The 26,801-nt window shown below is 26.4% G+C and carries 24 protein-coding genes; 20 read left to right on the forward strand and 4 right to left on the reverse strand.

The features are described from left to right. Positions 1-49 precede the first annotated feature (49 nt). The 18 genes from RWY47_RS11255 to RWY47_RS11340 all read left to right on the forward strand — a co-directional run bounded on the left by RWY47_RS11255 (position 50) and on the right by RWY47_RS11340 (position 20,514). Positions 50-859 (forward strand): nitroreductase family protein, encoded by an 810-nt coding sequence (locus tag RWY47_RS11255; RefSeq protein WP_168932265.1) that lies wholly within the window; start codon positions 50-52, stop codon positions 857-859. A 177-nt stretch (positions 860-1,036) separates the two neighbouring features. After that, positions 1,037-1,747 carry a LytR/AlgR family response regulator transcription factor gene (locus RWY47_RS11260; protein WP_224170215.1) on the forward strand — a complete coding sequence of 237 codons (711 nt, stop codon included), beginning with the start codon at positions 1,037-1,039 and terminating at the stop codon, positions 1,745-1,747. Beyond that, a complete protein-coding gene (locus RWY47_RS11265) occupies positions 1,741-3,078 on the forward strand; it encodes an ATP-binding protein (RefSeq protein ID WP_168932267.1) in 1,338 nt (445 codons plus the stop codon). Before RWY47_RS11260 ends, RWY47_RS11265 begins: the two co-directional genes overlap by 7 nt. 160 nt (positions 3,079-3,238) lie before the next feature. Then, positions 3,239-5,821, forward strand: a complete 2,583-nt coding sequence (locus RWY47_RS11270) for an FtsX-like permease family protein (RefSeq protein WP_316030333.1) — start codon at positions 3,239-3,241, stop codon at positions 5,819-5,821. Positions 5,822-5,863: 42 nt separating this feature from the next. Next, positions 5,864-6,544: an ABC transporter ATP-binding protein gene (locus tag RWY47_RS11275; protein WP_150842964.1), complete on the forward strand. Its 681-nt coding sequence runs from the start codon at positions 5,864-5,866 to the stop codon at positions 6,542-6,544. Positions 6,545-6,789: 245 nt separating this feature from the next. Beyond that, the gene (locus RWY47_RS11280) at positions 6,790-7,026 is read left to right on the forward strand and encodes a hypothetical protein (protein WP_021431022.1); all 237 of its coding nucleotides are present in this window, start codon (positions 6,790-6,792) and stop codon (positions 7,024-7,026) included. Between the two features lie 360 nt (positions 7,027-7,386). Further along, complete coding sequence (locus RWY47_RS11285; protein ID WP_021431021.1) at positions 7,387-7,662, forward strand: CD3324 family protein; 276 nt, start codon at positions 7,387-7,389, stop codon at positions 7,660-7,662. A 162-nt stretch (positions 7,663-7,824) separates the two neighbouring features. After that, entirely contained in the window at positions 7,825-9,393 is a 1,569-nt protein-coding gene (locus tag RWY47_RS11290; protein ID WP_150842962.1) for an ABC-F family ATP-binding cassette domain-containing protein, read from the forward strand. Between the two features lie 305 nt (positions 9,394-9,698). Next, positions 9,699-10,820, forward strand: coding sequence for an ROK family transcriptional regulator (locus RWY47_RS11295; protein ID WP_021431019.1), 1,122 nt, complete (start codon positions 9,699-9,701; stop codon positions 10,818-10,820). Between the two features lie 166 nt (positions 10,821-10,986). Further along, on the forward strand, positions 10,987-12,030 hold the full coding sequence (locus RWY47_RS11300) for an NAD(P)-dependent alcohol dehydrogenase (RefSeq protein WP_025161552.1): 1,044 nt from the start codon (positions 10,987-10,989) through the stop codon (positions 12,028-12,030). 42 nt (positions 12,031-12,072) lie between these two features. Further along, positions 12,073-13,449, forward strand: a complete 1,377-nt coding sequence (locus RWY47_RS11305; RefSeq protein WP_021431017.1) for an MFS transporter — start codon at positions 12,073-12,075, stop codon at positions 13,447-13,449. 34 nt (positions 13,450-13,483) lie between these two features. After that, complete coding sequence (locus RWY47_RS11310; protein ID WP_021431016.1) at positions 13,484-14,413, forward strand: carbohydrate kinase family protein; 930 nt, start codon at positions 13,484-13,486, stop codon at positions 14,411-14,413. Positions 14,414-14,603: 190 nt separating this feature from the next. After that, a complete protein-coding gene (locus RWY47_RS11315; RefSeq protein ID WP_035116711.1) occupies positions 14,604-15,380 on the forward strand; it encodes an ABC transporter ATP-binding protein in 777 nt (258 codons plus the stop codon). Positions 15,381-15,383: 3 nt separating this feature from the next. After that, on the forward strand, positions 15,384-16,988 hold the full coding sequence (locus RWY47_RS11320) for an ABC transporter permease (RefSeq protein WP_224170216.1): 1,605 nt from the start codon (positions 15,384-15,386) through the stop codon (positions 16,986-16,988). A 50-nt stretch (positions 16,989-17,038) separates the two neighbouring features. After that, on the forward strand, positions 17,039-17,737 hold the full coding sequence (locus tag RWY47_RS11325) for a LytR/AlgR family response regulator transcription factor (protein WP_332842047.1): 699 nt from the start codon (positions 17,039-17,041) through the stop codon (positions 17,735-17,737). Continuing rightward, positions 17,731-19,149, forward strand: a complete 1,419-nt coding sequence (locus RWY47_RS11330) for a sensor histidine kinase (protein ID WP_168932274.1) — start codon at positions 17,731-17,733, stop codon at positions 19,147-19,149. The genes RWY47_RS11325 and RWY47_RS11330 overlap by 7 nt, the downstream gene beginning before the upstream one ends. A 231-nt stretch (positions 19,150-19,380) precedes the next feature. Next, positions 19,381-20,049, forward strand: a complete 669-nt coding sequence (locus tag RWY47_RS11335) for a hypothetical protein (protein WP_150842960.1) — start codon at positions 19,381-19,383, stop codon at positions 20,047-20,049. Positions 20,050-20,133: 84 nt separating this feature from the next. After that, on the forward strand, positions 20,134-20,514 hold the full coding sequence (locus RWY47_RS11340) for a DUF3139 domain-containing protein (RefSeq protein ID WP_224170217.1): 381 nt from the start codon (positions 20,134-20,136) through the stop codon (positions 20,512-20,514). A 52-nt stretch (positions 20,515-20,566) separates the two neighbouring features. On the opposite strand, the gene RWY47_RS11345 is transcribed toward RWY47_RS11340, so the two are convergent. Continuing rightward, positions 20,567-21,259 (reverse strand): glycosyltransferase family 2 protein, encoded by a 693-nt coding sequence (locus tag RWY47_RS11345; protein ID WP_150842959.1) that lies wholly within the window; start codon positions 21,257-21,259, stop codon positions 20,567-20,569. A gap of 199 nt (positions 21,260-21,458) precedes the next feature. On the opposite strand from RWY47_RS11345, the gene RWY47_RS11350 reads away from it, so the two are divergent. Beyond that, positions 21,459-22,658: an MFS transporter gene (locus RWY47_RS11350; RefSeq protein ID WP_224170218.1), complete on the forward strand. Its 1,200-nt coding sequence runs from the start codon at positions 21,459-21,461 to the stop codon at positions 22,656-22,658. 77 nt (positions 22,659-22,735) lie between these two features. On the opposite strand, the gene RWY47_RS11355 is transcribed toward RWY47_RS11350, so the two are convergent. From RWY47_RS11355 to RWY47_RS11365, 3 genes are read right to left on the reverse strand one after another with little or no spacing between them, the layout of a single operon-like run. Next, on the reverse strand, positions 22,736-23,593 hold the full coding sequence (locus RWY47_RS11355) for a dTDP-4-dehydrorhamnose reductase family protein (protein ID WP_224170219.1): 858 nt from the start codon (positions 23,591-23,593) through the stop codon (positions 22,736-22,738). Positions 23,594-23,604: 11 nt separating this feature from the next. Beyond that, on the reverse strand, positions 23,605-24,726 hold the full coding sequence (wecB, locus tag RWY47_RS11360) for a non-hydrolyzing UDP-N-acetylglucosamine 2-epimerase (RefSeq protein WP_025161542.1): 1,122 nt from the start codon (positions 24,724-24,726) through the stop codon (positions 23,605-23,607). A gap of 22 nt (positions 24,727-24,748) precedes the next feature. After that, complete coding sequence (locus RWY47_RS11365; RefSeq protein ID WP_224170220.1) at positions 24,749-25,771, reverse strand: polysaccharide biosynthesis protein; 1,023 nt, start codon at positions 25,769-25,771, stop codon at positions 24,749-24,751. Between the two features lie 163 nt (positions 25,772-25,934). Here RWY47_RS11365 and RWY47_RS11370 point away from each other — a divergent pair, with 163 nt between their 5' ends. Beyond that, on the forward strand, positions 25,935-26,681 hold the full coding sequence (locus RWY47_RS11370; RefSeq protein ID WP_224170221.1) for a glycosyltransferase family A protein: 747 nt from the start codon (positions 25,935-25,937) through the stop codon (positions 26,679-26,681). The last annotated feature ends 120 nt before the right edge of the window (positions 26,682-26,801 follow it).

Raw genomic sequence — 26,801 nt, forward strand, 5'->3', positions numbered from 1 at the left:
GAATAGTATGGGTATATTTATAAAAATTAATTTAAAAGGGGGCTTATTTATGAATTATAAAAAACTTATATTAGATGGAAAGTCAGTAAGAGATTTTAAAGAGAAAGCTATAGAAGCAGAATATTTTAATGAAATAGAAAGTTACATAAAAAAATCTAAAAAATTATTACCTGAAGTAAATATAGAATTAAAAATATTTGATAGCAGGGAAACTTATGAAAAATTAAAAAATGTAGCTGGATATAATGGGCATATGATAAAAGCTCCTAGTTACGCTGTTATACTATCAGATGTTAAACAGGGATACATTGAAAATAGCGGATATATAGGAGAAAGATTAATCTTAAAAGCTAGGGATTTAGATATTGACTCATGTTGGGTAACTTTCAATGATAGTGATATTATAAAAGAAAAATTAGATATTTCATCAAATAAAGAGGTAACTGCGATTATAGCGTTAGGTTATGGAATTGATAAAACTATTAAAAATAAGAGTGGATCAGAAAGATTAGGAGTAGAAAAAATTGTATATATGGATAAATGGGGAACAAATACAAGTATAGATGAGCTAGAAGAAAGAGGACTTCTTGATGCATTTAGTTACGCTAGAATGGCACCATCAACTCTTAATAGACAACCATGGAGATTTATAATAGATGGTGGAAAAATTATACTAGCAGTTAAAAAAGATGATTTTACTAGCAATTACGAGAGAGGTATAGACGCTGGAATAGCTATGTTGTATTTCGGGTTAATAATAGACACAACTCTATTTGATTTAAAATGGAATTTAGATAAAATAGATAAAGATTATAATATACCTGAAGACTATGAAGTTATAGGATATTGTAGTATATAAAACTTTACATTTACTTATATAGAATTAAAAAACATACTGAATTTTATTCAGTATGTTTTTTTACGCTTAAGTAACACTACTTATACTTGAGTATTGATAAAAATGATTTAAAAATGTTATCCTAAAGTGTACGTATATAGATAAATTGAAATCTTCTATAAGACATAAGGGGGTATTATGATTAGGATAGCAATTTGTGAAGATGAAAAGGATCAACAAGAGTTACTAGAAGGGTATATTAATGAAGCGTTTAAAAGTCTTTCATTACAATATAAATTAGATATATTTAGTTCAGGAGAAGAACTACTTGAAAGTTACTCTAAAGATTTTGATATAGTTTTACTAGATATACAATTAGGGAAAATTAATGGGATGGATACAGCTAGAAAAATTAGGTTTTTAGATAATAAGGTGGAAATTATATTTATTACATCGTTGATAGAATATGCACTAGAAGGCTATGAGGTAAGAGCTTATAGGTATTTAGTAAAGCCAGTAAAATATGAAAACTTAAAAGATAGTATAAGAAATTGTATTAAAGAAGTAGAGATAAAAAATAAATATATTATAGTAAAGGAACATGTTAATCAAATTAAATTAGATATAAATGAAATAACTTATATAGAAGTTCAAAAAGAAAATATAACTATACATACCTCAACTAAAACTTATAAAACAAAGGGAACCATGAGCAACTTTGAGAAGGATATAGATTGTAGTAGATTTTTTAGATGTCACAAGAGTTTTTTAGTTAATTTAGATCACGTAAAATCTATAAAACAATATGTTGCCATACTTGAAGATAGTGAAGAAGTACCTGTAAGTAGATATAGATTTAAGGAAACTAAAGAGAAATTCTTTGAGTTGATAGAGGATAAATTATGTTAGATTTTTATTATGTTCTAGCTAGGATAAATATGGTTATATTTATAGTTTTATTTTTTATGTTGATGAATAAAAGAGGTTATGACTATAACATCAAAACTAATATTCGCTTTATATTAATTTTAATATTATTAATAGCTTTAATTAAAGATGGGATGCCTTTTGGAGTTGTTGTATTACAAATTTTAATAGTAATAATTTCAATTTTATCATTGATATGTAAAATTACTTATAAAATTGATATGAAAGAATCTATTATTAACTCTCTTATGTATAGTCTATCTTATATTTTGATAGAGTGTAGTATATATTGGATTTTACAGTGTTCACTTAAGTATGAAGCTATTCACATGATAATATTAGATATTGCAATAAACTTTATTATTATTTTTATAGGCATCTATTTTTTTGATAGACTACAAAAGATATATAATGATAAAAAGTATTATATATGTATTATTTTAACAATACCAGTTAATGTAGTTATAATTTTATTTTTAAATATATCAGATGAAAAAATAGGGGATTTATATTCAATAGTAGTAAAGAATAATATAGAATACACTCATCTTTTAGATACTATTGTAATTTCAGGTTTTATGCAAAGTACATTCCCCTATATTTTATTCATAATAAATATAATATTGATATCTATATTTATTAACTCTATAAAATCAGAAAAAGAAAAAGCAAAAAGAGAAATTGTAAACGAAAAATTAGATATGCAATATAAATACTATTTAATGGTTAAGGAATCACAAGAAAAAATGAAACAAGTATACCATGATATGAATAATCATATGGAAAACATAAGATTACTAAAAAATAGTAGTGAAGACGTAAATGAATATATTAACAATATCGAAGATGAAGTGAAAAATAATAAAAATATTTATAATACAGGAAATGCTTTATTAGATATTATATTATATGAAAAAAGTAAAGACTGTATAAAAAATAATATAGATTTTAATGTAGTTATAGATTTTAGTAAATGTGAATTCATAGATATGATTGACATAAGTAGCATATTTTCAAATTTAATCGATAATGCAATAGAAGCATGTAACAAAATTGATGATAATAATATAGAAAAATATATAACTATAAAGGGAATCTTTATAAAGAGCTATTATGTTGTAAGATGTGAAAACAGTAAAACAAATAAAGTAATAATTAAAAACAATAAGATTTTAACTTCTAAAAAAGATAAATTTCTTCATGGAATAGGTTTGGATAGCATAAAGTCTTCAATAAAAAAGTATAATGGAGAATTAAAAATTAAGAATAGTGAGTTTAAATTTATAACTAGTATACATATCCCAATCGAGTAAAAATTTAATGAAAATTTTTGATTAACGTGACAGTTGTCCGTAAAAAAATACCACTTGTCGGACTCATATTGAATACGAATTTTAGAAATGTTACCTTTGATGATAAAGAAGGTAACATTTTTTATGAAAGTATTTAATACAAGAAAGAAGGGGTGAAAATTTGATTACATTTAAATTAGCAATATCTTATATGAAAAAACAGAAAGGAAAAACTATAGCACTATTATCAAGTATTGCACTTGCAGTTATGCTTATTTTCTCTATGAATGTAATTAGAGATTCGGGATATGATTCTCAAATACAAGAAGCAAAAGATTTACATGGTGATTATCAAGTATGGTTTGAAAGACTTAATATAGATAAAGTCAAACAATTAGAAACCGACAATGAAGTGAAAAAGGCAAGTAAAGTTAAATATTTTTGTGAAATAGTCAATAAAGAAAATGGTGTGAAATTAGATTTAAATTCTTATGATGAAAATTTTATAAATTCACTTAATTATAAGATGGTAGGAAGAGAACCAAGAGAAGATGGGGAAATAGTTATAGAAAAAGAAGCTGCAGAACAAATGGGAATAAGTAACCCATTAAATAAGAATATCGATATGTTGTTAATGAATAATTATGTTGATGTCAATGGAATAAACAAGATAGATAGTAAAAATAAAACATTTAAAATTGTTGGATTAATTGAAAAACCAGATAGATATTATAGTTCTCTATCTAGCTCAATAAGTGGTATTAAGACTCAAGCTTTTGTATATGAAGAAGCTAAGTTACCTATAAAAATTAAAGATACATATAAAGGAACAATATTTCTTAAGTCTGAAAAAAATACATCTAACTTTTTAAATAGGATGGAAAAGAAATTAAATCTTAGTCTTAATGATAGCTATTTTTATGAAAATCCAGAAGTTAGTGCAGCTAATTTTTTCAAAGATATATCTAAAAACAATATAGAAAATATTAAGAAAATAATACTTTTAGTTATTGTATCTAGTCTTGTAATATATAATATTTTTAATATTATTCTTAAAGATATGACAATTCAAATAGGACTTATGAGATCGATTGGTATGTCAAGGAAGAAAATAAAGACTATGTTTGTACAGTTAAGTCTTATTTATATAGTTTTAGGGACGGTAATAGGTATATTATTTGGGATGATTGTGTCATATATTGGAGTAAGATTAGTATATGGTCATAGTTCTAGACTAACTATACAAGGTCTAAGTATAGCCTACTCTTTTATAGTATCAGTAGTATCAGTAGCTATAAGCAGTTTTATAGTAGTTAGAAAATCTATAAAGATGTCTATAGTTGATTCAATAAAGGTTAGTGAAAAGTATAAGAAAAAATCAAAGAAAAAGAATAATAATACAACTAGAAGCCAAAAGAACATAATTAGAAGTATTGCGATTAGGAATATATGGAGAAATAAAACTAGAACTATTATAACAATTCTTGCAATTACAATGGTTGGAACAATGTTTATATGTAGCTTTGCATTAAAAGACACATTGAAGACCAACATAGAGGAAGGTATAACTGGTGGTATCTGGGGAATGTCATATGGAAGCGTAGATAAAACTGTGAGTGGTAGTTATAACGGATCAGAAAATTTATTTTATAAAATTGATAATGATATGATAGAAGATATAAAAAATATAGAAGGAGTGCAAAGTGTAGAACCAAACTTTTATAATCCTGACGGACATATCTTACTTTCTAAAGATAAAATATCTAAAGCTTATCAAGAAGAATTAAACAGAAATACTGAACTGTATAAAGATGAACATAATAATGAGTATCCACTTCTTATAAGAGGATATAGCGACGATATGTTAAAAATTAGAGGTTCATTTATTCAAGAAGGGAAAAATTTGATATATGCTAAAGTTGGACAGTATAAAAAGGTTATATTAGTAAATAACACCAATTCACAAGTTACTCATTCGTTTGAAGCAGAGGTTATTGACGATGTAAATGTGGGGGACATCATAGATGTAAAACTACCTGTATATAAAGAGGGTATTAAAAAGTATGAAACTTTTGAAGTAGAGGTTAGTGCTATTATGAAAGAAGTTTACGCAGCATCTCAAGATGGAAATGTTGATGCAAATGGAGCACAAGTAATATTTAGAGAAGATGATTATAGAGAATTAACGAATCAAAAGGATTATAATAAGATTTATGTAATGACTGAAAAAGGTGAGGCAGATTTAGTTGAAAAAAGATTAGAGAAACTGACAAAAGATTATGCATTTTCTTCAATATCGGGTAAAGGTGAAGATATGAAACTTGTTGGAGCACAACAAAGTTCAGAAGATAGACTTAATGTAATATATCAATGCTTAATTTTACTTATACTTTCTGTCAATAGTATTTTTATTATGAGAAGTAATATTATTGCAAGGAAAAAAGAGATATCAACACTAAGGGCGTTAGGAATGAGTCTTAAGGATATTAAAAAAACTTTGATAATAGAAAGTCAATTTTATGGAATTGTTGCATCTACAATAGGTGCTATAATTGCAACTGTATATCATTATATAGGAATTTCAAATGCTAATAAAAGTCTTATGGAAGGAAGCTTTGAAAGAACTATAGAATTTAATGTTCCTTGGAACCAAATAATTATATTATTTACAATATTTATAATTATAGGATTTGTTTCAGTCTATGTATCTAAAGATAAGATAGACGGAGTATCAATAACAGAAGGAATTTCAGAAAATGATTAAATTTAAAAAGAGTATAAAGTAACTCTAAGGGAGCAGAGAGGTATGAAAAAATTAATTATAAAAAATATAGAAAAGATATATGGAAAAGAAGATAATAAAGTATATGCATTGAATGGCATAGATTTAGAAATAGAACCTAATAAATTTACAGCTATAATAGGTCCAAGCGGTTCAGGTAAAAGTACATTACTGCACTGTATGGCGGGGCTTGATAAACCAACATCAGGAAATGTGTATCTTGATGATATAGATATTTATACTATGAATGATGATAAACTATCAAAGATAAGAAGAGAAGAATTTGGATTTATATTTCAAAGTTATAATTTAATACCAGTTGTAAATGTATATGACAACATAATTCTTCCTGTATCTGTGGATGGAAAAAAAGAAGATAAAGAGTATATAAATGATTTAATAAAAAAGTTAGGGATTTCAAGTCAAATTAATAAATTTCCAAATGAACTTTCAGGAGGTCAACAACAAAGAGTAGCAATAGCTAGAGCACTTGCGAACAAACCTTCTATAATATTTGCGGATGAACCTACAGGAAACTTAGATAGTAAAACTAGTAAAGAAGTTATGGACATGCTTTGCATGAGTGTAAAGGAATTTAATCAAACTTTAGTCATGATAACTCATGATGAAAAAATAGCAAAAATGGCTGATATAGTTGTAACTATAGGCGATGGAAAAGTAAAAAGTATAGAAAAAATTAGATAATAGTTAAAGTGTATATACTAAAATAACAGAAAGAGAAGGGGGGGCGTATTTACGACTCCCTATAAATTTATTTGTTTATGCAGATTCAAAAGATTTAAATACTCCAGTTTATAATATAGGTGACTCAAAAGATTAGGAATTTAGAGAACTTTCTAGTAGGTCGGGATTAGTTAGAACTTTAAACTTTAATTTGTATAGGTATTTTGCTAATATATATATAAAGATAAGATTAAAGGAGATAGACCATGGAGTATACTAAACAGCAAATACAGGAAATACAAGCTAAGATAATAGATATATTAGAAGAAAATGGAGAGATGAGATTTGGAAAATTAGCAAAAATGTTGATACATTCGGGAATGGCTGAATCGAGTTTTATAGTACAAAAAATATTAAAAAGAGGATGCACTGAATATAAAGAGTTTGATGGGAATGAATTATTTGTAACACCTAAAACAGGATTTTGGAAGTTAGTAGATTAATTTTCTAAGAAGCACTGATTTTAAGACCTAGGCTTTAGATCAGTGCTTTTCTTTTGTTTATAATACAGTCTTGGTCAAATTTAATACAGAATTATTTATGACCTTTGAATAATACCAATACAGATGATATAATTTATGTGATGTATTCTATGCATAATATAAAAATATAAATTAATATAAAGGGGTGTTATCTTATGCAAAATAAACCAGTACTAGTTATTGTTCCTGGCTCTGCGCAAAGACTGTAATATATATACAGAAATAAACTTTGTTCGGAGCCGAGATTAAATTCGGTTAAGTTGTTTTGTGCAGTCTTTGCTTAATTATTTACGAACTAAAAAGTAAATAGGAGCGAGAATCATGAAATACGAAAAAGCACAAAATATATTACCTGAAGATGTTATTGAATTAATTCAAGAATATATAGATGGTGGATATTTATATATACCTAGAAAGTCTAGTAATAAAAAATCTTGGGGAGAAAATAGTGGAAGTAAGAATGATTTAAAGAAAAGAAATATAGAGATTTTTAACAAGTATAAAGAAGGTATATCTATTAAAGAACTTACTAAGCAATACTACCTTACTGAAAATAGTATTAGAAGAATTATTAGACAAGAAAAACAAATTATATAAATAGAAAGTGTCTCAAATGATGTTTATAATTATTTGAGACACTTTCTATTTGTATAACTTAAAAAGTCTATATTATTACAGAAGTATTTATAAACTTGGTTACTATATTTTAAAATGTTATGATTTTAATATGAAAATTAATGCAAGAAACGAGGAATGAAAATGAGCATTTTAACAGTTGAAAATATGAGCCATGGGTTTGGAGACAGAGATATATTTAAAGGTATATATTTTAGATTATTAAAAGGAGAACATGTAGGACTTGTGGGAGCAAATGGTGAAGGTAAGTCAACTTTTATGAATATAATCACCAATAAAATAATACCTGATAGTGGAAATATACATTGGAGTAGCAAAATAAATGTTGGATATTTAGACCAACACACTCATCTTAAAGAAGGAAAATCTATAAGAGATACTTTAAAGGAAGCATTTCATAATCTATTTGATATGGAATGTAAACTTAATAATATATATAATCAAATGGCTTCAATGGATATGGGAGAAATTACGAAAGCTATTGAAAAAACTAATGATCTACAAGAAATTTTAATTAAGAATGAATTTTATAGTATAGATTCAAAAGTAGAATCAGTAGCACTTGGTTTAGGCCTTAGAGATATCGGCTTAGACAAAGATGTTTCAAAATTAAGTGGAGGTCAAAGAACGAAAGTATTATTAGCAAAATTACTTTTAGAGAAGCCAGATATATTACTATTAGATGAACCTACAAACTATTTAGATGAAAAGCATATAGAATGGTTAAAAAAATATCTACAATCTTATGAAAATGCATTTATATTAATATCTCATGATTTAGATTTTTTAAATAGTGTTGTAAATATAATATGTCATCTTGAAAATAAATCACTAACAAGATATGTAGGTAATTATAAAAGTTTTATGAAGGTATATGAAGCCAATAAACTTCAATTAAGGGCCGCTTACAATAGACAGCAGGAGGAAATTTCTAAGATTGAAAAATATATTGCAAAAAATAAATCAAGGGCATCAACAAGTGGCATGGCAAAGTCTAGACAAAAAAAACTAGATAAAATTGATAGAATAGAAATAGCAAAACATAAGCCAAAGCCAAAATTTAAATTTATGGAATCTAAGGAATCAGGAAAGCTTATATTTGAGACAAAAGATTTAATTATAGGGTACGATAAGCCGTTAAGTAGGCCTATAAATATAAAAATGGAAAGAGGCCAAAAGATAGCTATAATTGGTTCAAATGGAATAGGAAAGACAACATTATTAAAAAGTTTAATTGGAATTAATATACCTATAAGTGGAAGTATAAAAATTGGAGAACATCAAGAAATAGGATATTTTGAACAAGAAATAAAAATAGAAAATGACAATACTGCTTTGGAAGAAATATGGAATGAATTTTATAAGTGCAATAGATATGAAATTAGAAGTATGCTAGCCAGATGTGGGCTAACTAACGAGCATATAGATAGTAAAATAAGTATACTAAGCGGAGGAGAGCAATCAAAGATTAGATTATGTAAACTTATGAATAGGTCAAGCAACATATTAATTTTAGATGAACCAACAAATCATTTAGATATAGATGCAAAAAATGAACTTAAAAGAGCATTAAAAGAGTATAAAGGAAGTTTGATTTTAGTATGTCATGAGCGTGATTTTTATAAAGATATTGTAAGCGATGTATTAAACTGTGAAAACTTAAAAATATACTCCACAATTGAGACCACATAAAGATGTATTGGCTAAATAGTCAATACATTTTTACTTACATTCGGATTATATCATAGCAACAAATCTATATATTTTATACTGATTTATTTTTATAATAGGCTCTGTTTTAAATAAGTGTTGATATTAGCATCATCTGCCTTAATGATGTAATACACCTTATCTCTGTTCAAATGCTCAAAAGCATATTTTTACAATTATATTCTTCCTAAAGAAGGACGACAATTTATTTTGCTTTATTGATTATATATACACTTTAATCTATAATTAGTTTTATAAAAGTTTTTATAAAACAAAGGGAGAATTTTATGATTAAGAAAAGTAATATTGAAGACTATAAAATGTCAAATAAAGCTAAAATAGCTAAATTTATATATAAACAAAATGAAACCTCAAAGCAAGAAATTTGCAAATTGCTAGGCCTTAGTATGCCTACTGTTTTACAAAATATAAAAGAATTAATTGAGACTGGAATTGTTGTTGAGGTTGGGAAATATCAATCTACTGGAGGTAGAAAGGCAAAAGCACTTTCTATTTCTGAAAATATTAAATACTCAATAGGAGTAGACATAACGAATAATCATATAAGCTTTGTATTATTAAATCTAAAAGGGAATATGATAAAAAAAGAAAGAATTAGATGTAGGTATGAAGACTCACTAGATTACTATGAAACATTGGGTAGATTAGTAGATAATTTTATTAAAGAATCTAATGTAGATATAGATAAAATATTAGGTGTAGGTATATCTATACCAGGAATTGTAGATGAGGATAACTTAATACTAACTCGTTCTCATACGCTAAAGTTGAGTAATATAAGTTTAAAAAACTTTATACAGTTTATAAAATATGATACATGTTTTAAAAATGATGCAAATAGCGCTGCATATGCTGAAATTACCTTAAATAATAAGCAGTGTATATATTTATCTCTTAGCAATACTGTAGGAGGGGCTATCTATATGAATAATAGTATTTATATGGGTGATAACTTAAAAAGTGCAGAGTTTGGACATATAATAATTAGACCAGATGGTAAGTCATGTTATTGTGGTAAGAATGGATGTGTAGATGCTTATTGTTCTGCAAATGTATTATCTCAGAATTCAGATTATGATTTAGATTTATTTTTTAAAGAATTAGAAAACGGAAATGAAAAATATTTAAGTATATGGAATGAGTATTTAGATAATCTTGCTATAGTAGTTACTAACTTAAGAATGGTATTTGATTGCCATATAATTTTAGGTGGATATGTAGGTGGTTATCTAGAAAATTATATTTTAGATATTAATAAAAGTATATCTAAATACAATAGTTTTGAGATTGATACTTCTTATGTAAGTGCTGCTAAATATAAAAAAGAAGCCTCAGCAGTAGGTGCTGGTATAAAGTTTATAGATAATTTCTTTGATTCGCTAATATAAAATTAAAATTACTATATGATAAGTTAAATTATTCTTATCATATAGTAATTTTTTTATTTTGGAAAAAATTTTAGCAAAATATTGATTTTTAGTAATAGATATGACATAATGTAATTACTTTTATAAAATGTTTTATAAAAGTAATTACATATTAAGGGGAATACAGATGAAAAATAAAATGAAAGTTGCAGTAATGAATGGAATAGGTAAAATGGGATTTATAGAAAAAGAAGTACCACAACCAAAAGCTAATGAGGTTCTTGTTAAATTAGAATATGTAGGTATTTGTGGGTCAGATCTTCATTATTACGAGACAGGTCGTATAGGAGACTATATTGTAGAACCACCATTTGTACTAGGTCATGAGCCAGGAGGCGTTGTAGTTAAAGTAGGTGAAGATGTAAAACACCTAAGTGTTGGAGATAAAGTAGCGCTTGAGCCAGGAAAAACATGTGGGCACTGTGAATTTTGTAAAACAGGAAGATATAATCTCTGTCCAGATGTAATATTCTTTGCTACACCACCAGTAGATGGGGTTTTCCAAGAGTATGTATGCCATGAAGCTGATTTATGTTTTAAGCTTCCGGAAAACGTTAGCACGATTGAAGGCGCATTAATTGAACCTTTAGCTGTAGGTTTTCATGCAGCGATTCAAGGACAAGCTCAAGCTGGTCAAACAGCAGTTGTAATGGGGTCTGGATGTATAGGACTTGTAACGATGATGGCATTAAAAGCTATGGGAGTTTCTAATGTATATGTAGTCGATATTATGGAAAAAAGATTAGAAAAAGCCTTAGAATTAGGTGCAACAGGTGTTATTAATTCTAAAGAAACAGATCCTGTAGAAATGATAATGAAATTAACAGATGGCAAAGGTTGTGATTTAGCTATAGAAACTGCAGGTGCTGAAATAACTACTATTCAATGTATAAATATGGCTAAAAAAGGTACTAATGTAGTATTAGTTGGATATAGTAAAACAGGGGAAATGACATTACCTATGAGTTTAGTATTAGATAAAGAACTTACATTTAAAACAGTATTTAGATATCGTCATATTTACCCAATGGCAATAGAAGCTGTTGCAAACGGAAAAGTTAATTTAAAAGGAATAGTAACAGATGAGTTTACTTTAGATGAAGTTCAAAAAGCTATGGATTATAGCGTAAATAATAAAAGTGACATAGTAAAGGCTGTTATTAAAATATAAGAGATGAATAGTAAATTACTTAATTAAATAAGGGGAGATAACATGATTGAAAACACAATATCAGATGTAAATAAAAGTACAAGTGGCAAAGTACCTTTAATAAGTAAAATTGCTTATGGGATGGGAGATGTAGGTTGTAACTTTAGCTGGATGTTTGTAGGAAATTTTTTAATGATTTTTTATACTGATGTGTTTGGTATAAGTATGGCAGCTGTATCTATGCTGATGCTATTTTCAAGATTTTGGGATGCTATAAATGATCCTATTATTGGAAGTTTGAGTGATAGAACAAATACAAGATGGGGTAGATATCGTCCATGGTTATTAATTGCAGCACCTTTAACATCAATTGTATTAGTATTAACATTTTGGGGACATCCTGATTGGAGCGATACCTCAAAGATAGTTTATATGGTAATAACTTATTGCATTCTTGTATTGGGATACACTTGTGTTAATATTCCTTATGGTACATTATGTGGAGCTATGACTCAAGATATAGAAGAAAGAGCTAAGATAAATACATCACGTTCAGTTAGTGCCATGATAGCTATAAGCATTATAAATATTATTACAGTACCATTGATAGATAATTTAGGTAATGGAAATGCTCAAAAAGGTTATTTATTAGTTGCTATAGTATATGGAATTATATTCGCCTTATGTCATATATTCTGCTTTGCAAAAACTAAAGAAGTGGTAGAGGTTCCTCAAAAACAAAAACTATCTCTAAAAGTTGAGCTTAAGGCAATTCTACAAAATAAACCTTACATATTAGCATTTATTGGTCAATTATTATTTGGATTAACGCTATATGGAAGAAATGCAAATGCATTGTATTATTTTACTTATGTAGAAGGTAACGTTAAATTCTTTAGCACATATTCATTAGTTATTATGATTCCATCTATAATAGGGGCAGCATGTTTTCCTTTGTTATTTAAATGGACGAAAAATAAGGGTAGAGCGGCATCAATTTTTGCAATTTGCACAGGTATATCTATGATAATTCTTTATAAATTTAGCATAGGCACATCACCAATAATATTTTACATATTATCAGGGTTAGCTCAATTTTTCTTTTCAGGATTCAATACTGCTATATATGCGATTATTCCAGATTGTGTTGAGTATGGTGAGTGGAAAACAGGTATAAGAAATGATGGTTTTCAATATGCATTTATTTCACTAGGAAATAAAATAGGTATGGCTTTAGGTACATCTGTATTAGCTTTATCACTAGGTGCATTTGGATATGTTGCAAATCAACCGCAAAATAAAGTAGTATTAGCAATTATGAAACATTCATTTACAACTATACCAGGTGTAATGTGGGTTATTACAGGTATTGTATTGTTAGCATATAAGTTAAATAAATCTACGTATAACGATATAGTTGAAGATCTTAAAAATAGATGAGAAGCTAGGAATTAAATGTTGAAGGAGATAGAAAATGAAAAAAGTAATTTGTATAGGAGAAGCACTTATAGATTTTATATCTATAGATACAGGTAAAAACTTAATTGATACTTCAGGTTTTATAAAAAAAGCAGGGGGAGCTCCTGCTAATGTTGCAGCAGCAATATCAAAATTAGGTGCTCAAGCTTATTTTTGTGGAACTGTCGGAGATGATGCTTTTGGTAGATTTTTAGAAGATACTTTTAATAAAAATAACATAAATACGAATTTAATGTTTAAATTAAAGGACAAGAATACTACTTTTGCATTCGTATCATTAAAAGAAGATGGAGATCGAGATTTTGAATTTGCAAGAGGTGCAGATGAATTTTTATCTTTTGATATGATAAAAAATGATTTGGACAAATTTGATTTATTTCATTTTGGAAGTGCAACAGCGTTTTTAGAGGGAGAACTAAAAAATACTTATTATAAATTAAAAGAGTATGCTTTAAATAATAATAAATTAATATCTTTTGATGCAAACTATAGAGATAGCTTATTTAAAAATGACAAAGAGATGTTTATAAATTGTTGCAAAGATTTTATCAAAGGTAGTGATATAGTTAAATTAAGTGAAGAAGAAGCTTATTTAATTAGTAATAAAGACAATATTGAAGGAGCTGCTGATTATCTAATAAATTTGGGATGTAAGAATCTTGTTATTACCTTAGGTAAAGAGGGGTCTATGCTGGTAACTAAAGAAAAGAAAGTATCGATAAAAACAAAACAATTAGAAATGAAAGATGCTACAGGCGCAGGAGATGCATTTATTGGAGCTGTTTTGGCTCAAATACTAAATGAACCAAGTAAAAATATTGAAGAAATTGTGAAATATGCTAACTTAGTTGGTGGTATCACTACAACTAAGTTAGGGGCTTTGGAGTCTATACCTACCTGGGATGAAGTAAAGAGATATTTGTAGGAATATATATTATAAAGTTGATTAAGAGGTATTAGAAATATAGTCTAATATCTCTTTTTAATGTGAGCAATTTCAATTACTAATTGAAAAGACCATCTAAAAAGAAACAATTTTGAAATTTGAATGAAAATAATCTATATGGTATAATTTGGAAAAATATGTAAAATAAAAAGCACTAAGGGGAGTAGTTATGGATAAGGCAATATTTATAAAAAATTTGAAAATAAACTTCGAAGGGAAAGAAGTTCTAAAAGGTATAGATTTAGAGATAGACAAGGGGAGTATCGTAGGATATATAGGTCCAAATGGAGCTGGTAAAAGTACAACTGTCAAAATAATTTTAGGACTAGTTGAGGGTTATACAGGTGTAGTTGAGGTTTTTGGAGAAGACATATCAATTGGAGATGAAAAATATAAAAAAAGGATAGGCTATGTACCAGAGATGGCAGAAGTGTATGAATGTTTAACTGCGAGAGAGTACTTAACATTTATAGGCCAGCTTTATGGGTTAGAATACGATACTGCAGATAAAAAAGCTTATGAACTGATGGATGTATTAGGAATACAAGATGCATATAACTCACGAATTGGATCTTTTTCAAAAGGGATGAAGCAAAAGGTAGTTATAATCTCAAGTTTAATACACAATCCAGATATACTATTTTTAGATGAACCGCTAAGTGGTTTAGATGCAAATAGTGTAATGATAATAAAAGAAATTATGATAAGCTTAAAAAAAGAAGGTAAGACAATTTTTTACTCATCACATATTATGGAAGTTGTAGAAAAAATAAGTGACAGAATAGTGCTATTAAATAATGGAGAAATAGTTGCAGATGGCAACTTTAATGACTTAAAAGAACGTGTACATGAAGAATCTCTAGAACAAATATTTAATCAACTTACAGGCTTTAGTCAACATAAAGAACTTGCCGAAAAATTTATATCTATATTAAAAGAGGTGTAGGGTATGCAAAATTTTATCTCTCTAAAGATACTTGATAAATTTAGGTTTTTATATGAAAAATTAGGAGTTGATTATGATGATATGAGACTAATACTAAGTACAAAGTTAACTATAGATTCCAGGAAAACATCTAATTTGTTAAATAATAATCAATATCAAGAATCTTCAAATCAATATAAAATAATGCAAATAGTATATGCAATTATTGGATTATGTATGATGATTATTATAATAAATAGTCAAAATATATTCACAGCTATGGCTTTATACTTTTCTATGTTTATGTTTTTTATGATTACAACATTTATATCAGATTTTTCATCTGTAATACTAGATATAAAAGATAAAGGGATATTAGCTACAAAAGGTATAAGTCTAAAAACATTAAATGCATCTAAAATAACTCATATTTTAATATATATGATAAGCATAAGTATGTCATTAAGTGGATTTGCAATAATTGCATCAATAAAGTATGGGGTAATTTTTTCTTTGGTATTTTTAATAGAAATATTACTTATAGATATTTTTATGGTAATTCTATCGGGATTAATTTATTTGCTTATATTAAAACTATTCAAGGGAGAAAGGCTTAAAGATGTAATTAGCATTATACAGATTGTAGTTACAATGGTATTTAGCATTGCATATATATTTGTAATTAATATATCGCAAAGCATGAATATATTCAATAATGTTGACTTAGGGATAGCAAGTTATATTTTACCACCTTTTTGGTTTGCAGCTACATTTGAAATAATAACAACAGGAACTATAAATAGAACATTGGGTATACTTTCTTTTTTAGCTTTGGTTATACCTATAATATCAATCTTAATATATATAAGATTTACCCCATTATTTGAAAACAAACTTCAAAAGCTTAGTGATGAAAGCTATAGTAAAAATATAAAAAAGTATAATGTTACAATGACACTAAGCAAGATTATATGTAAAGATAAAGAAGAGAGAATATTTTTCAACTTTATTTCTAATATAATGAAAAAGGATAGAGATTTTAAAAAGAAAGTCTATCCAACTATTGGACTTTACTATGTATATCCTATATATATGATCTTTGATAAAAATGAAAAATACATAAGTTCATACATGTATATGTTTTTATATTTTTCTTTAATGATAATTCCTAAAATAATGATAGTTCTAAAATATTCTAAAAACTATAAAGCATCATACATATATAAAACAGTAAATATAAAAAATAAAATGAATGTACATAAGGCATCTGTTAAAGCCTGTTTGATTAATTTAATACTTCCGCTTTATTTAATTCAATCGATAGTCTTTGTATATTTTTATAAATTTAGTATAATACCACATATAATAATTACATTTTTAGTTGGAGTATTTATCATGATAATCACATTTAAAACACTTGATAAAGATATGCCTTTTTCTCGACCAATTAATGTTCTTAAAAAAAATGAAGGAATAGTAGAGAATTACTTAATGATGATTTTAATACTTATTATGGGAGGTATTCATTTACTTATTTCCTTTATAGGGGGATTAGCAGTAAGTATGTATCTAATCGTTATTTTAATAGTAGACTTAATTTTATTTAAAAAGACTTTTAATATGAGGTAAAATACTTAATAGATAAAGTTGTATGGGGAGGGATTATAATTAAAATAACAATTTGTGAAGATGAAATAGAGATGAGACTTTTAATAGAAAACTACATTAAAAATATATTAGATGAAGAATATATAAAATATGAAGTAAGCAAATATTGCTCTGGAGAAGAACTATTAGAAGCTAATTTAAAAGATGTAGATATACTACTTTTAGATATAAAAATGGACAATATTAATGGGATGGATGTTGCAAGAAAAATTAGACAATCAGGAAATAAAATGGAGATAATATTTATAACCTCTTTCATAGATTATGTACAAGACGGGTATGAGGTAAAAGCTTACAGATACTTATTAAAACCTATAAATTTCGAAGAGTTAAAGAAACACTTATTAACATGTATTAAAGAAATCAAATTAATTAAACATAATTATATAATAATAAAGAATAAGTCTAATACATATAAGATTAATTCAAATAAAATAACTTATATAGAAGTACAAAAAAAGGATATGCTAATACATACTATAAACAAAAATTTCGAAGTAAGATACAGTTTAGAAAAAATAGAAAAAGATTTAAATTTAGATCAATTTGTAAGATGTCATAAAAGTTTTATAGTTAATCTAAATTATGTAGAAAATATAAAGTCAAATATTGCAATATTGGAAAGTGGAGAAGAAATACCTGTTAGTAGATATAGATATAAGGATGTTAGAACTAAATTCTTAAAATTTCTTGGTGATTCCATATGTTAAAATTTACACCTTTCATAATATTAGGGTTATCAATACTTTTACGATTTATTATATTTAAAGTTTTAATAACTTATAAAAAAGAAGGAAATAAAAATCATAAAATTGTATTTTACATTTTAGTAACATTAATTTATTTCTTATCTCTAATAAATGGATTTAAAAAGTACGCTATTAGTATAAATTATTTAACTGACTTTATAGTATGCATTGCTTTTGGTATATATTTTAATTATTTTTACAATATAAGATATGTTAAATATGTAGTTTTATTTTATTTATTTAATGTATATTACGATTTATACGAAGAAGTTATATATAGAATATTATTCATTGGATTTACTGGAAGTTCTATATCATCTGAACAAGCACTTTTAGTATCTTATGGCGATGGTATCAAAGTTCAAATATGTTCGTATATATTGGTAATAGTTACATTTGCTATACTTGTGTTTATTAACAATAAGTTAAAGTTATTTAATAGTGAAAAAAGAAATTATATATATTTACTTATTGCATTAATGGCTAATATTATTAATATAGTTGGAAGATACACAATGGGAGTTTATCCTATAGGAAATTATTATGCTCTAAGTAAGCTGTTGTTTGAATGGAAGATGTCAGTACCGGTACTGCAAGATGAATGGCCTTATTTTGATCAATTGGTTACTCCAAAATTAGTAATAGCTAGTAGCATAATTATAATAATAATATTTAGAAGAACTATAAAAGAAAATAAATTAAAAGCTCAGAATGAGCTAATGCAAAATAAATTAGATATGCAATATAAATATTATTTGAGCATTCAAGAGTCCCATGTAAAGGTTAAAAAGCTTTATCACGATATAAATAATCATATTTGTTGTATAGATAATCTTAAAAATAATAGTTTAGAAGTTGATGAGTATATTAATAATTTAAAAGATGAAATTAAAGATTTTAAATGTATTTATAATACAGGCAATATGATACTTGATATTATAATAAATGAAAAAAGTAAAGTATGTACAAATAAAGGAATTAACTTTACTTGTGATATTAACTTTTCAAAAGTTAACTTTATAAAACCGATAGATGTATCTAGTATATTTGATAACATTTTAGATAATGCAATAGAAGCATGTGATAAAATAAGTAATGAAAATATTGATAAGTATATTAGACTTAAAGGAACTATAATAAAATCATTTTTTATAATTAAATGTGAAAATAGTAAAGTTAATAGTGTTAAAATTCATAAAGATACATTATTAACTGATAAAATAGATAAATTCATGCATGGAATTGGAATTCAAAGCATTAAGTCATCTTTAGAAAAATACAATGGAGAAATATTATTTGAAGCTGAAAAAAATAAATTTATGATAAATATATACATACCACTCAATCAAAATACTGACAGTTGGGTCGATTAACCTACTAGTTGGGCCATATATATTGATGCTCAAAAAAGAGGATGTTATCTTTTAACAGAAGGTAACGTCCTTTTTTATGTTTAAGGAATTTATGATTAATTAATATTTGTGGATAACTTATGGAGTATCGTTGCATCAAAAACTTGGGAAAAGTAACAAATAACATTTCGATAAACAGTACAGAAATTAATAACTATTTGAGAAGTAAAATATAATGGAGGAAGAACTCATATGAAAATAAAAAAATCTATATTATCTATGATATTAGTTGCAAGTTTAAGCGTATGTTTGATGGTAGGATGTACACATTCAGATAATTCATCAAAAAACTCAATTGAAGTTGAAACTCAAAAAACTAAAGCAAACGAAACTATTAAACTTTTTGAAAATTATTCAAAAAAAACTAACACCCGAGATGGATTGTATGAGGTTAAACAAGATTTATCTAAAAAGATCTCAAAATCTATAACAGATAGTGGACTTAGTGTTGCTGATTCTAATCCAGATGGTGATTTCGTATTATCGCTAGGAGGTTTTGAAAGTCCTCCTACAAAATCTATTCAAAGTCTATATTATTCTATGTATGAAGACTATAAAAAAGGAAAGTCTATAATAGATATTTTTTGGGTTAAAGAATATCCTGAAAATAAGAAATTAGATAAAAATGATAAATATATTAAAGCTACATACAACATATTTAAGTCGTTAACTAATACTACATTAACAGAGAAAGAATTCTTTGATAAAGTTGAAAAAACATTTGATGAAGAAGAGCGTCTTGTAGAAATTCCCTATAAGGATGTTATACCTGTTCAAGTTGTTAAAGTTAATAAATCTGGAAAATACATTAAAACTTTACAATTGAGATGTAACTATGACTTTGATATCTCAAAGTCGTAGTATATTAGAAAACTTATAACATATTTAAAGTTCATTATATTGAATTTAAATAAGAGAACTTTTATTAAAATAAAGGAGGTCTATATGAAAAAATATATGGCTATTTTTTTATTATCAATTATAGGATTAACAGGGTTTTACATATATAATAATAACTTTAAGCCTTGGAGTGAAGCAGAAAAATATATTAATAAATATATGGAAGCGCAGGGGGTTTCAAAAGATGATATAAATAAAATTACGAAAGAAAAAGCAAAAATAGCAAGTTATGATGGAATTCCTTACAATGTATATTATAAAAATGATCCTAATTATAAATATCAATATTTTTATAGTGATGATTACTATGCTTTATACATAAACAAAGTACTATTTCAGATACATGACTTAAGTGACGGTCATGAATTAGTAAAGCATGATGAACTGAAAGATGTAAAATATCCACCTATTTATTTAGATAAATAATAAAGTAATTAAAAAGCTCTATTAAATTTAATAGAGCTTTTATAATAAGTTTTTATGAATTTTTGTATTTCTCTGATAAATATTTCATAGTTTCAGAAATTTTAGAAGGAGTGTAATTTTCTTCATAAATTTTTGAGTTATTATTGAAATGTGTATCATTTTTAAAATCAGGATTATAACTATGATGTAGATGGTATATAGTATGGAATTTTAAAGTGGTTACATTAGGAGTAGCAGCTAATAAAACTGCTCTAAAAGCTGTGTCAGTATGGCCCCAACCTTCAAATCTATCATCAAAGCAACCTGTTTTATTTAATAACTCTTTTCTTATCATACAAATAGAGTTTAAAGGATAATGGAAATATTGACCTGCGAAATTTTCTAAGCGTTGATTGAGAATTAAGATAGCATTATCCATTATATGTTTAGAAAATTCAGGAGTAAGTCTTATCAATAAATCATGTGTAAAAACTACATCATAAATTTCTATCATCTCAAGGCATTTAGTAACAGTATCGGGATTTATTATTACATCGCTGTCCATGAAAAGTAGATACTTTCTAGTAGATTTTTTTATTGCCTCATTTAACGATTTAGCTTGATTAAATACACCTTCATTACAACCAATACATATTTCAGCATCAGGCATTAAAGACTTATATCTATTAATAACAAATTCAAAAATTTTAGATCTTTCAGGGGTACTTTCTTTATATGGAATTATAATTGAAATATCATTAAACATTTTACACCATACCTTTATTAATAAAGTTTAAAAAAATAAATAATTAATATTATTATATGAAGTTATATATTGTAAAGTTACTGAAGAAATATGTATAGTTATTAAATAAATTCTCTAAAGAAAGCACTATATGAATAGATTTTATATGCAGGAATATAATAAAGTGTAATGAAAATTAAATTCTAGGAGAATGATTTAAATGCTAAAGAGTAGTGTTCTATTTACAAAAAAAGAACTAAGGACATTTTGTACTTATAGGTTAGTTTTTGGGATAGGTTATAGTGTTATGATTCCTATAATACCATTGTATCTAAACTCAATAGGATTAACCACTGTAATGATAGGAACAATACTTTCTTTATACGGAGTTAGCAAAGCGATAGTTCAAATACCTTTTGGAGTTATATCTGATTTTATAGGTGATAAATTAGTTTTAATGCTAGCTATTTTACTAATGGTATTTATACCTTTTTCATATACGTTAAATAAATCTCAATTGATATCTGGATGGATATATATAATTCAGGGGGCTATATTAGGTATGGCTGCACCAGCTACATTTTCAATATTATCAAGATCTCTAGATTTCAAAAAAAGAGGAGAAAGTACAGGACTAGCTTCAGCAGTCTTTACATTTGGAGGAGGGATTGGAGCAGCTATAGGGGGAATTATAGTTTCTAAGACAAGCAACTATAATTTATCATTTTATACATCATCTATAATAATTTTACTATCATTAATATATGTAAAATTAAAAATAAAAAGGAATAGTAATCATTGTAAAACAAGAGCAAGTAGATCATGCAAATCAAATAATATATTTGCGGAAATAAGAAAATTTAAACTTGGATATAAGATATTGGTTTTAGGTGCTATCGCATTTTTAGGAGATTTTATATATGGTTGTGTTGTTGCACTTTTTCACTTTTATGGAAGAGATGTACTAGGAGCAACAACATCATATACATCAGCAATAATATCTATATATCTAATGGTATTTGGAGTAGGTGCGCCTATTGCGGGTTGGGTAAGTGATAAAATAGGAAATAAAAGGCAATTGTTCTTATCATTTGCTGTTATGAATATAAGCTTATTAGGATTAGCACTAACAAGAAGTATACCTATTTTTACTGCAATTATTATAGTGTATTTTTTAGGTGCAACTTTTTTGAATGCATCATTACAAAGCTCATTATCCGAATTTGGAGATAAGCCTAGAATTAAAGGGATTGTATTTGGATTTGTAGGAGCAGCAGAGTCATGTGGATATGCGTTTGGACCTATAGCATCAGCTTATGTGTATGAAATAAACAAATCTTTTTTATTCTTTGGACTACTTTTTGTTTCAATTATAGTTTCTATAGTTTACCTAGGACTACATAAAAAAGCATGTATATAATTAAAAAGTTTTTTTAGTTATTACAATTTATGCTCAATGAGTTTAATATAATATAAAACTCATTGAGCATAAATATTTTAAAAATACAATTTATATAAACTTTTATTTTCTTCCATCCAAACATGCATATCTTTTAACATAACATCGTATGGATTTACTTTATAGTTAAAATCTTTTTTTACTGAAACTAAGCTCTTATCGCAGTAAATTTCTTCAAATTTTTCTATTTCAATATTATCTTTTTTGAATTCACTTTTCATTAAATTTAGTAAATTGTATTTAGAGATCTTAGTCTCGTTAGCTATGTTATAAATACCTTGTATATTTAAATCTAATGATGTATCTATAACCTTTGCAAGTTCTAATGTTGTAATTCCATTCCAATACACATTAGTAAAACCTTTTATACTTCCTTCTTGATGCATAAACCAGTTAAATAACCCACTTCCGTTTTTTAATTCAGGGCCTATAATAGAAGTTCTAATTGTAAGTGAATTCTTACCATATATTTCTCCAAAGTTTTTGCTTAATCCATAAATACCGTCTTCATCTTTAAAAGATTCTTCTGAATAGTTTCCTTTAGAGCCATTAAATACACAATCTGTACTTAAATGTAATATTTTTATATTTTTAATTTCTCCTAGTCTATCTAGCAGTTTTGGGAAAAAAGTATTTACATATATAGTATTTTTAATATCTAGTTCAGCGGATTTATTTAATACGCCTATGCAGTTAATAATTACGTCTGGATTTATATAATCAATTATACTGTTTATTTTATCAATGTCGTTTATATCACATAGTATGCTATTTTCATTTAGTTTGGAATTATGACAAACATTATATACAGTGTATTTTTCTTTAATTTTAGATAGATACATTGCAACCATGTGTCCAGCCATCCCCGTGGCACCAAATATTAATACTTTTTGCATATAAACCCTCCTTAGTGTTTATTCCAAACATTTCTATTTATATAATCGATGTAACTTACGATACATCGTACAATTTTTTTTGAAACATTTTCAGTATCATAATCTTTTACTATATTCATACAGTTATCACTAGACTGACCAACTACAATGTCTATTGAGTTTTGTATTGTATCGTAGTCTAAGCCACTCATTATTAATGTACCTTCATCCATACCTTCAGGTCTTTCGTGAGAGTTTCTTATAGTTATTGCTGGAAATCCTAGTATAGAGGATTCTTCAGTTATGGTACCACTATCAGATAGAGTACAATATGCATTCAATTGTAAATTTATATAGTCAAAAAATCCTAATGGTTTTAACAAAATTATTCTTTGATCGAGTTCTAGATTTTCTATAAGGTCTATTTTTTTTTGAGTTCTAGGATGTGTAGAAAAGATTATTTTTTTATCATAATGGTTTGCTATTTTATTTAATGAAGTAAGAAGCTGTGTAAAATTATTGTCTATATCTAAGTTTTCTTCTCTATGGGCACTAACTACGAAGTAATCTTTTGGGTTTAAGGATAGGTATTTCAATATGGAAGACTGATTAATTTTATCTATATTATATTTAAATACTTCTTTCATGCTAGAACCAGATTTGATTATAGTTTCTGGTCGTATTCCTTCAGCCTCTAGGTACTTTCTGGCATGTTCTGTTAGTGTAAAATTAATATCGCTTAAATGGTCTACGATTTTTCTGTTTATTTCTTCAGGAACTCTTAAGTCAAAACATCTATTTCCGGCCTCCATATGAAAGATTGGTATCTTTTTCTTTTTAGCAGCAATTACAGATAGGCATGTATTCGTATCTCCATATATTAAAATTGCATCGGGTTTTTCTATATCTAATAATTCATTAACTTTTACTAAAATATCAGCAATTGTTTCTATAGCATTACCTTTTGCTGAATTTAAGAAATAATTTGGTTTTCTTATTTCCAAATCTTTAAAAAATACTTCATTAAGTTCATAGTCATAATTTTGTCCAGAATGAACTAGTATATGGTTAGTATATTTATCTAGTTCATTTATAACTCTACTTAATTTTATTATTTCGGGTCTAGTTCCAATTATAGTCATTACTTTTATCATAATTTAACCTCACTCAATTGCTTTATTTAGAAAATGAATCTAGTTTATTTTTTATAAAATCAAGACTTAATAATAAATCTTTTGTTTCCTCTAAGCTCAATCTATAAGTGTTATGAGAATTATAATCTTCTAAATAAGAGACATGATCTTTTCCAGATATAAAATACTTATCATAATTTAAGTCTCGATTATCAGCCAATATTCTATAGTAAGAACCACAATCCTCAGATTTTGAAAGTTCTTCTCTTGTAGCTAGAGTTTCATATAGCTTCTCACCGTGTCTTGTTCCTATAGTTCTAATTTTTATGTCAGATGCATCAAATATCTCAATTAAAGCTTTTGATAGAGACTCTATAGTTGAAGCTGGTGATTTTTGTATGAATAGATCTCCTTGGTTACCATGCTCAAATGCGTATAAAACAAGTTCAACTGCATCATCTAGACTCATCATAAATCTTGTCATATTCGGATCTGTTATAGTTAAATCTTTTTTATTTTCTATTTGTTCTATGAAAAGAGGTATTACGGAACCTCTAGAGGCCATTACATTTCCATATCTAGTAATACAGATTAAAGTATCATGAGGGTCTAATAGTCTAGATTTAGATATAGCTATTTTTTCCATCATTGCTTTTGATATTCCCATTGCATTTATAGGATAAGCAGCTTTGTCAGTACTTAAACAAACAACTTTTTTAACTCCATTACTTATACATGCATTTAAAACATTTTCTGTTCCTAATATATTTGTCTTAACTGCTTGAAGAGGGTAGAATTCACAAGATGGAACTTGCTTAAGAGCAGCTGCGTGAAATACATAATCAACTCCTTTTAGCGCATAATTAATACTATCATAGTCTCTTACATCACCAATGTAAAATTTTATTTTTTCGTTGTTGTATAATCTTCTCATATCATCTTGTTTTTTTTCATCTCTACTAAAAACTCTTATTTCTTTTATATTTGAATTAATAATTTTTTTTATTAAAGCATTTCCAAATGAACCAGTACCACCAGTTACTAAAATTGTTTTATTATTAAACATATTTTCACCCTTATTTCATGAATTTTAATGTCGTTATGTTTAATATTATGATGAAAAAGTTTGAGGTGTGCATAATAACATAATTTTTTTAATTTCATATTATAGAAATATATAAGGCTAATTAGCTTTATATATTTCTATAATATGAAAGAGGTAACTTGATATGGAAAATAAAATTATTATGGTTATAGATATACCATTTAATGTACCCGAAAATCCATTCTGGCCAGGATTTAAAGATGTATATAATGATTCTAAAAAATTATCTCAAACTAAAGAATGGATTGAATATAGAATTGAAATTTTTAATAAATATACTTTAAGAAGTTTAAAAAATCAAACTAATCAAAACTTTAAATGTATAATGAGATACACAAGAGAAACTGAAGAACTAGTATTTAATGCATTATCAAAATACGATAAATTACCAGATAACGTAATTTTTACGCCTGATGGAGATGAAACTATATATAGCTTAATACAAGGATATGATTATATGTATCATATAAGAATTGATAGTGATAATATGTTTAGTAAAGATTATATTGATATATTGTATAAAACTCCATATTATGAAGAATTAGAATGCATATTATGCCAAAAGGGATATATGTATGAAATAGAAGGGGGTAGGTTGGCATCAATGGAGCATGGTTCGCCATCTTTTTACGCTTTAGTATATACTGTAGATGACTTTTATTTTGGATTTAGACATAACACAGAACCTGACCATTGGGGAGCTGCAAGTCTAACTCATGAAGCTATAGATACACATTGCTATCTAGTAGTTGTACATGAAAAAAATGTAAGTAATAGTTTTAATATGGTTCTTGATTATCCTAATATAAAAACTGTTGAAGTTTTTGGAGAGGAAAAAGAAAAAATTTTAAAAAGTTTTGATTTGAAATAAATAAAATTAAAATAGCAAAGTTTAAAAAATTTAAACTTTGCTATTTTAATTAGAATAAGTTTTCTTTAAAAGGTATCTCTATTTTTTCTTTATAGGAGTCAATATTATATTTAATAGTAT

The sequence above is a fragment of the Paraclostridium sp. MRS3W1 genome (assembly GCF_032465715.1).
Classification (GTDB): Bacteria; Bacillota; Clostridia; order Peptostreptococcales; family Peptostreptococcaceae; genus Paraclostridium; species Paraclostridium dentum.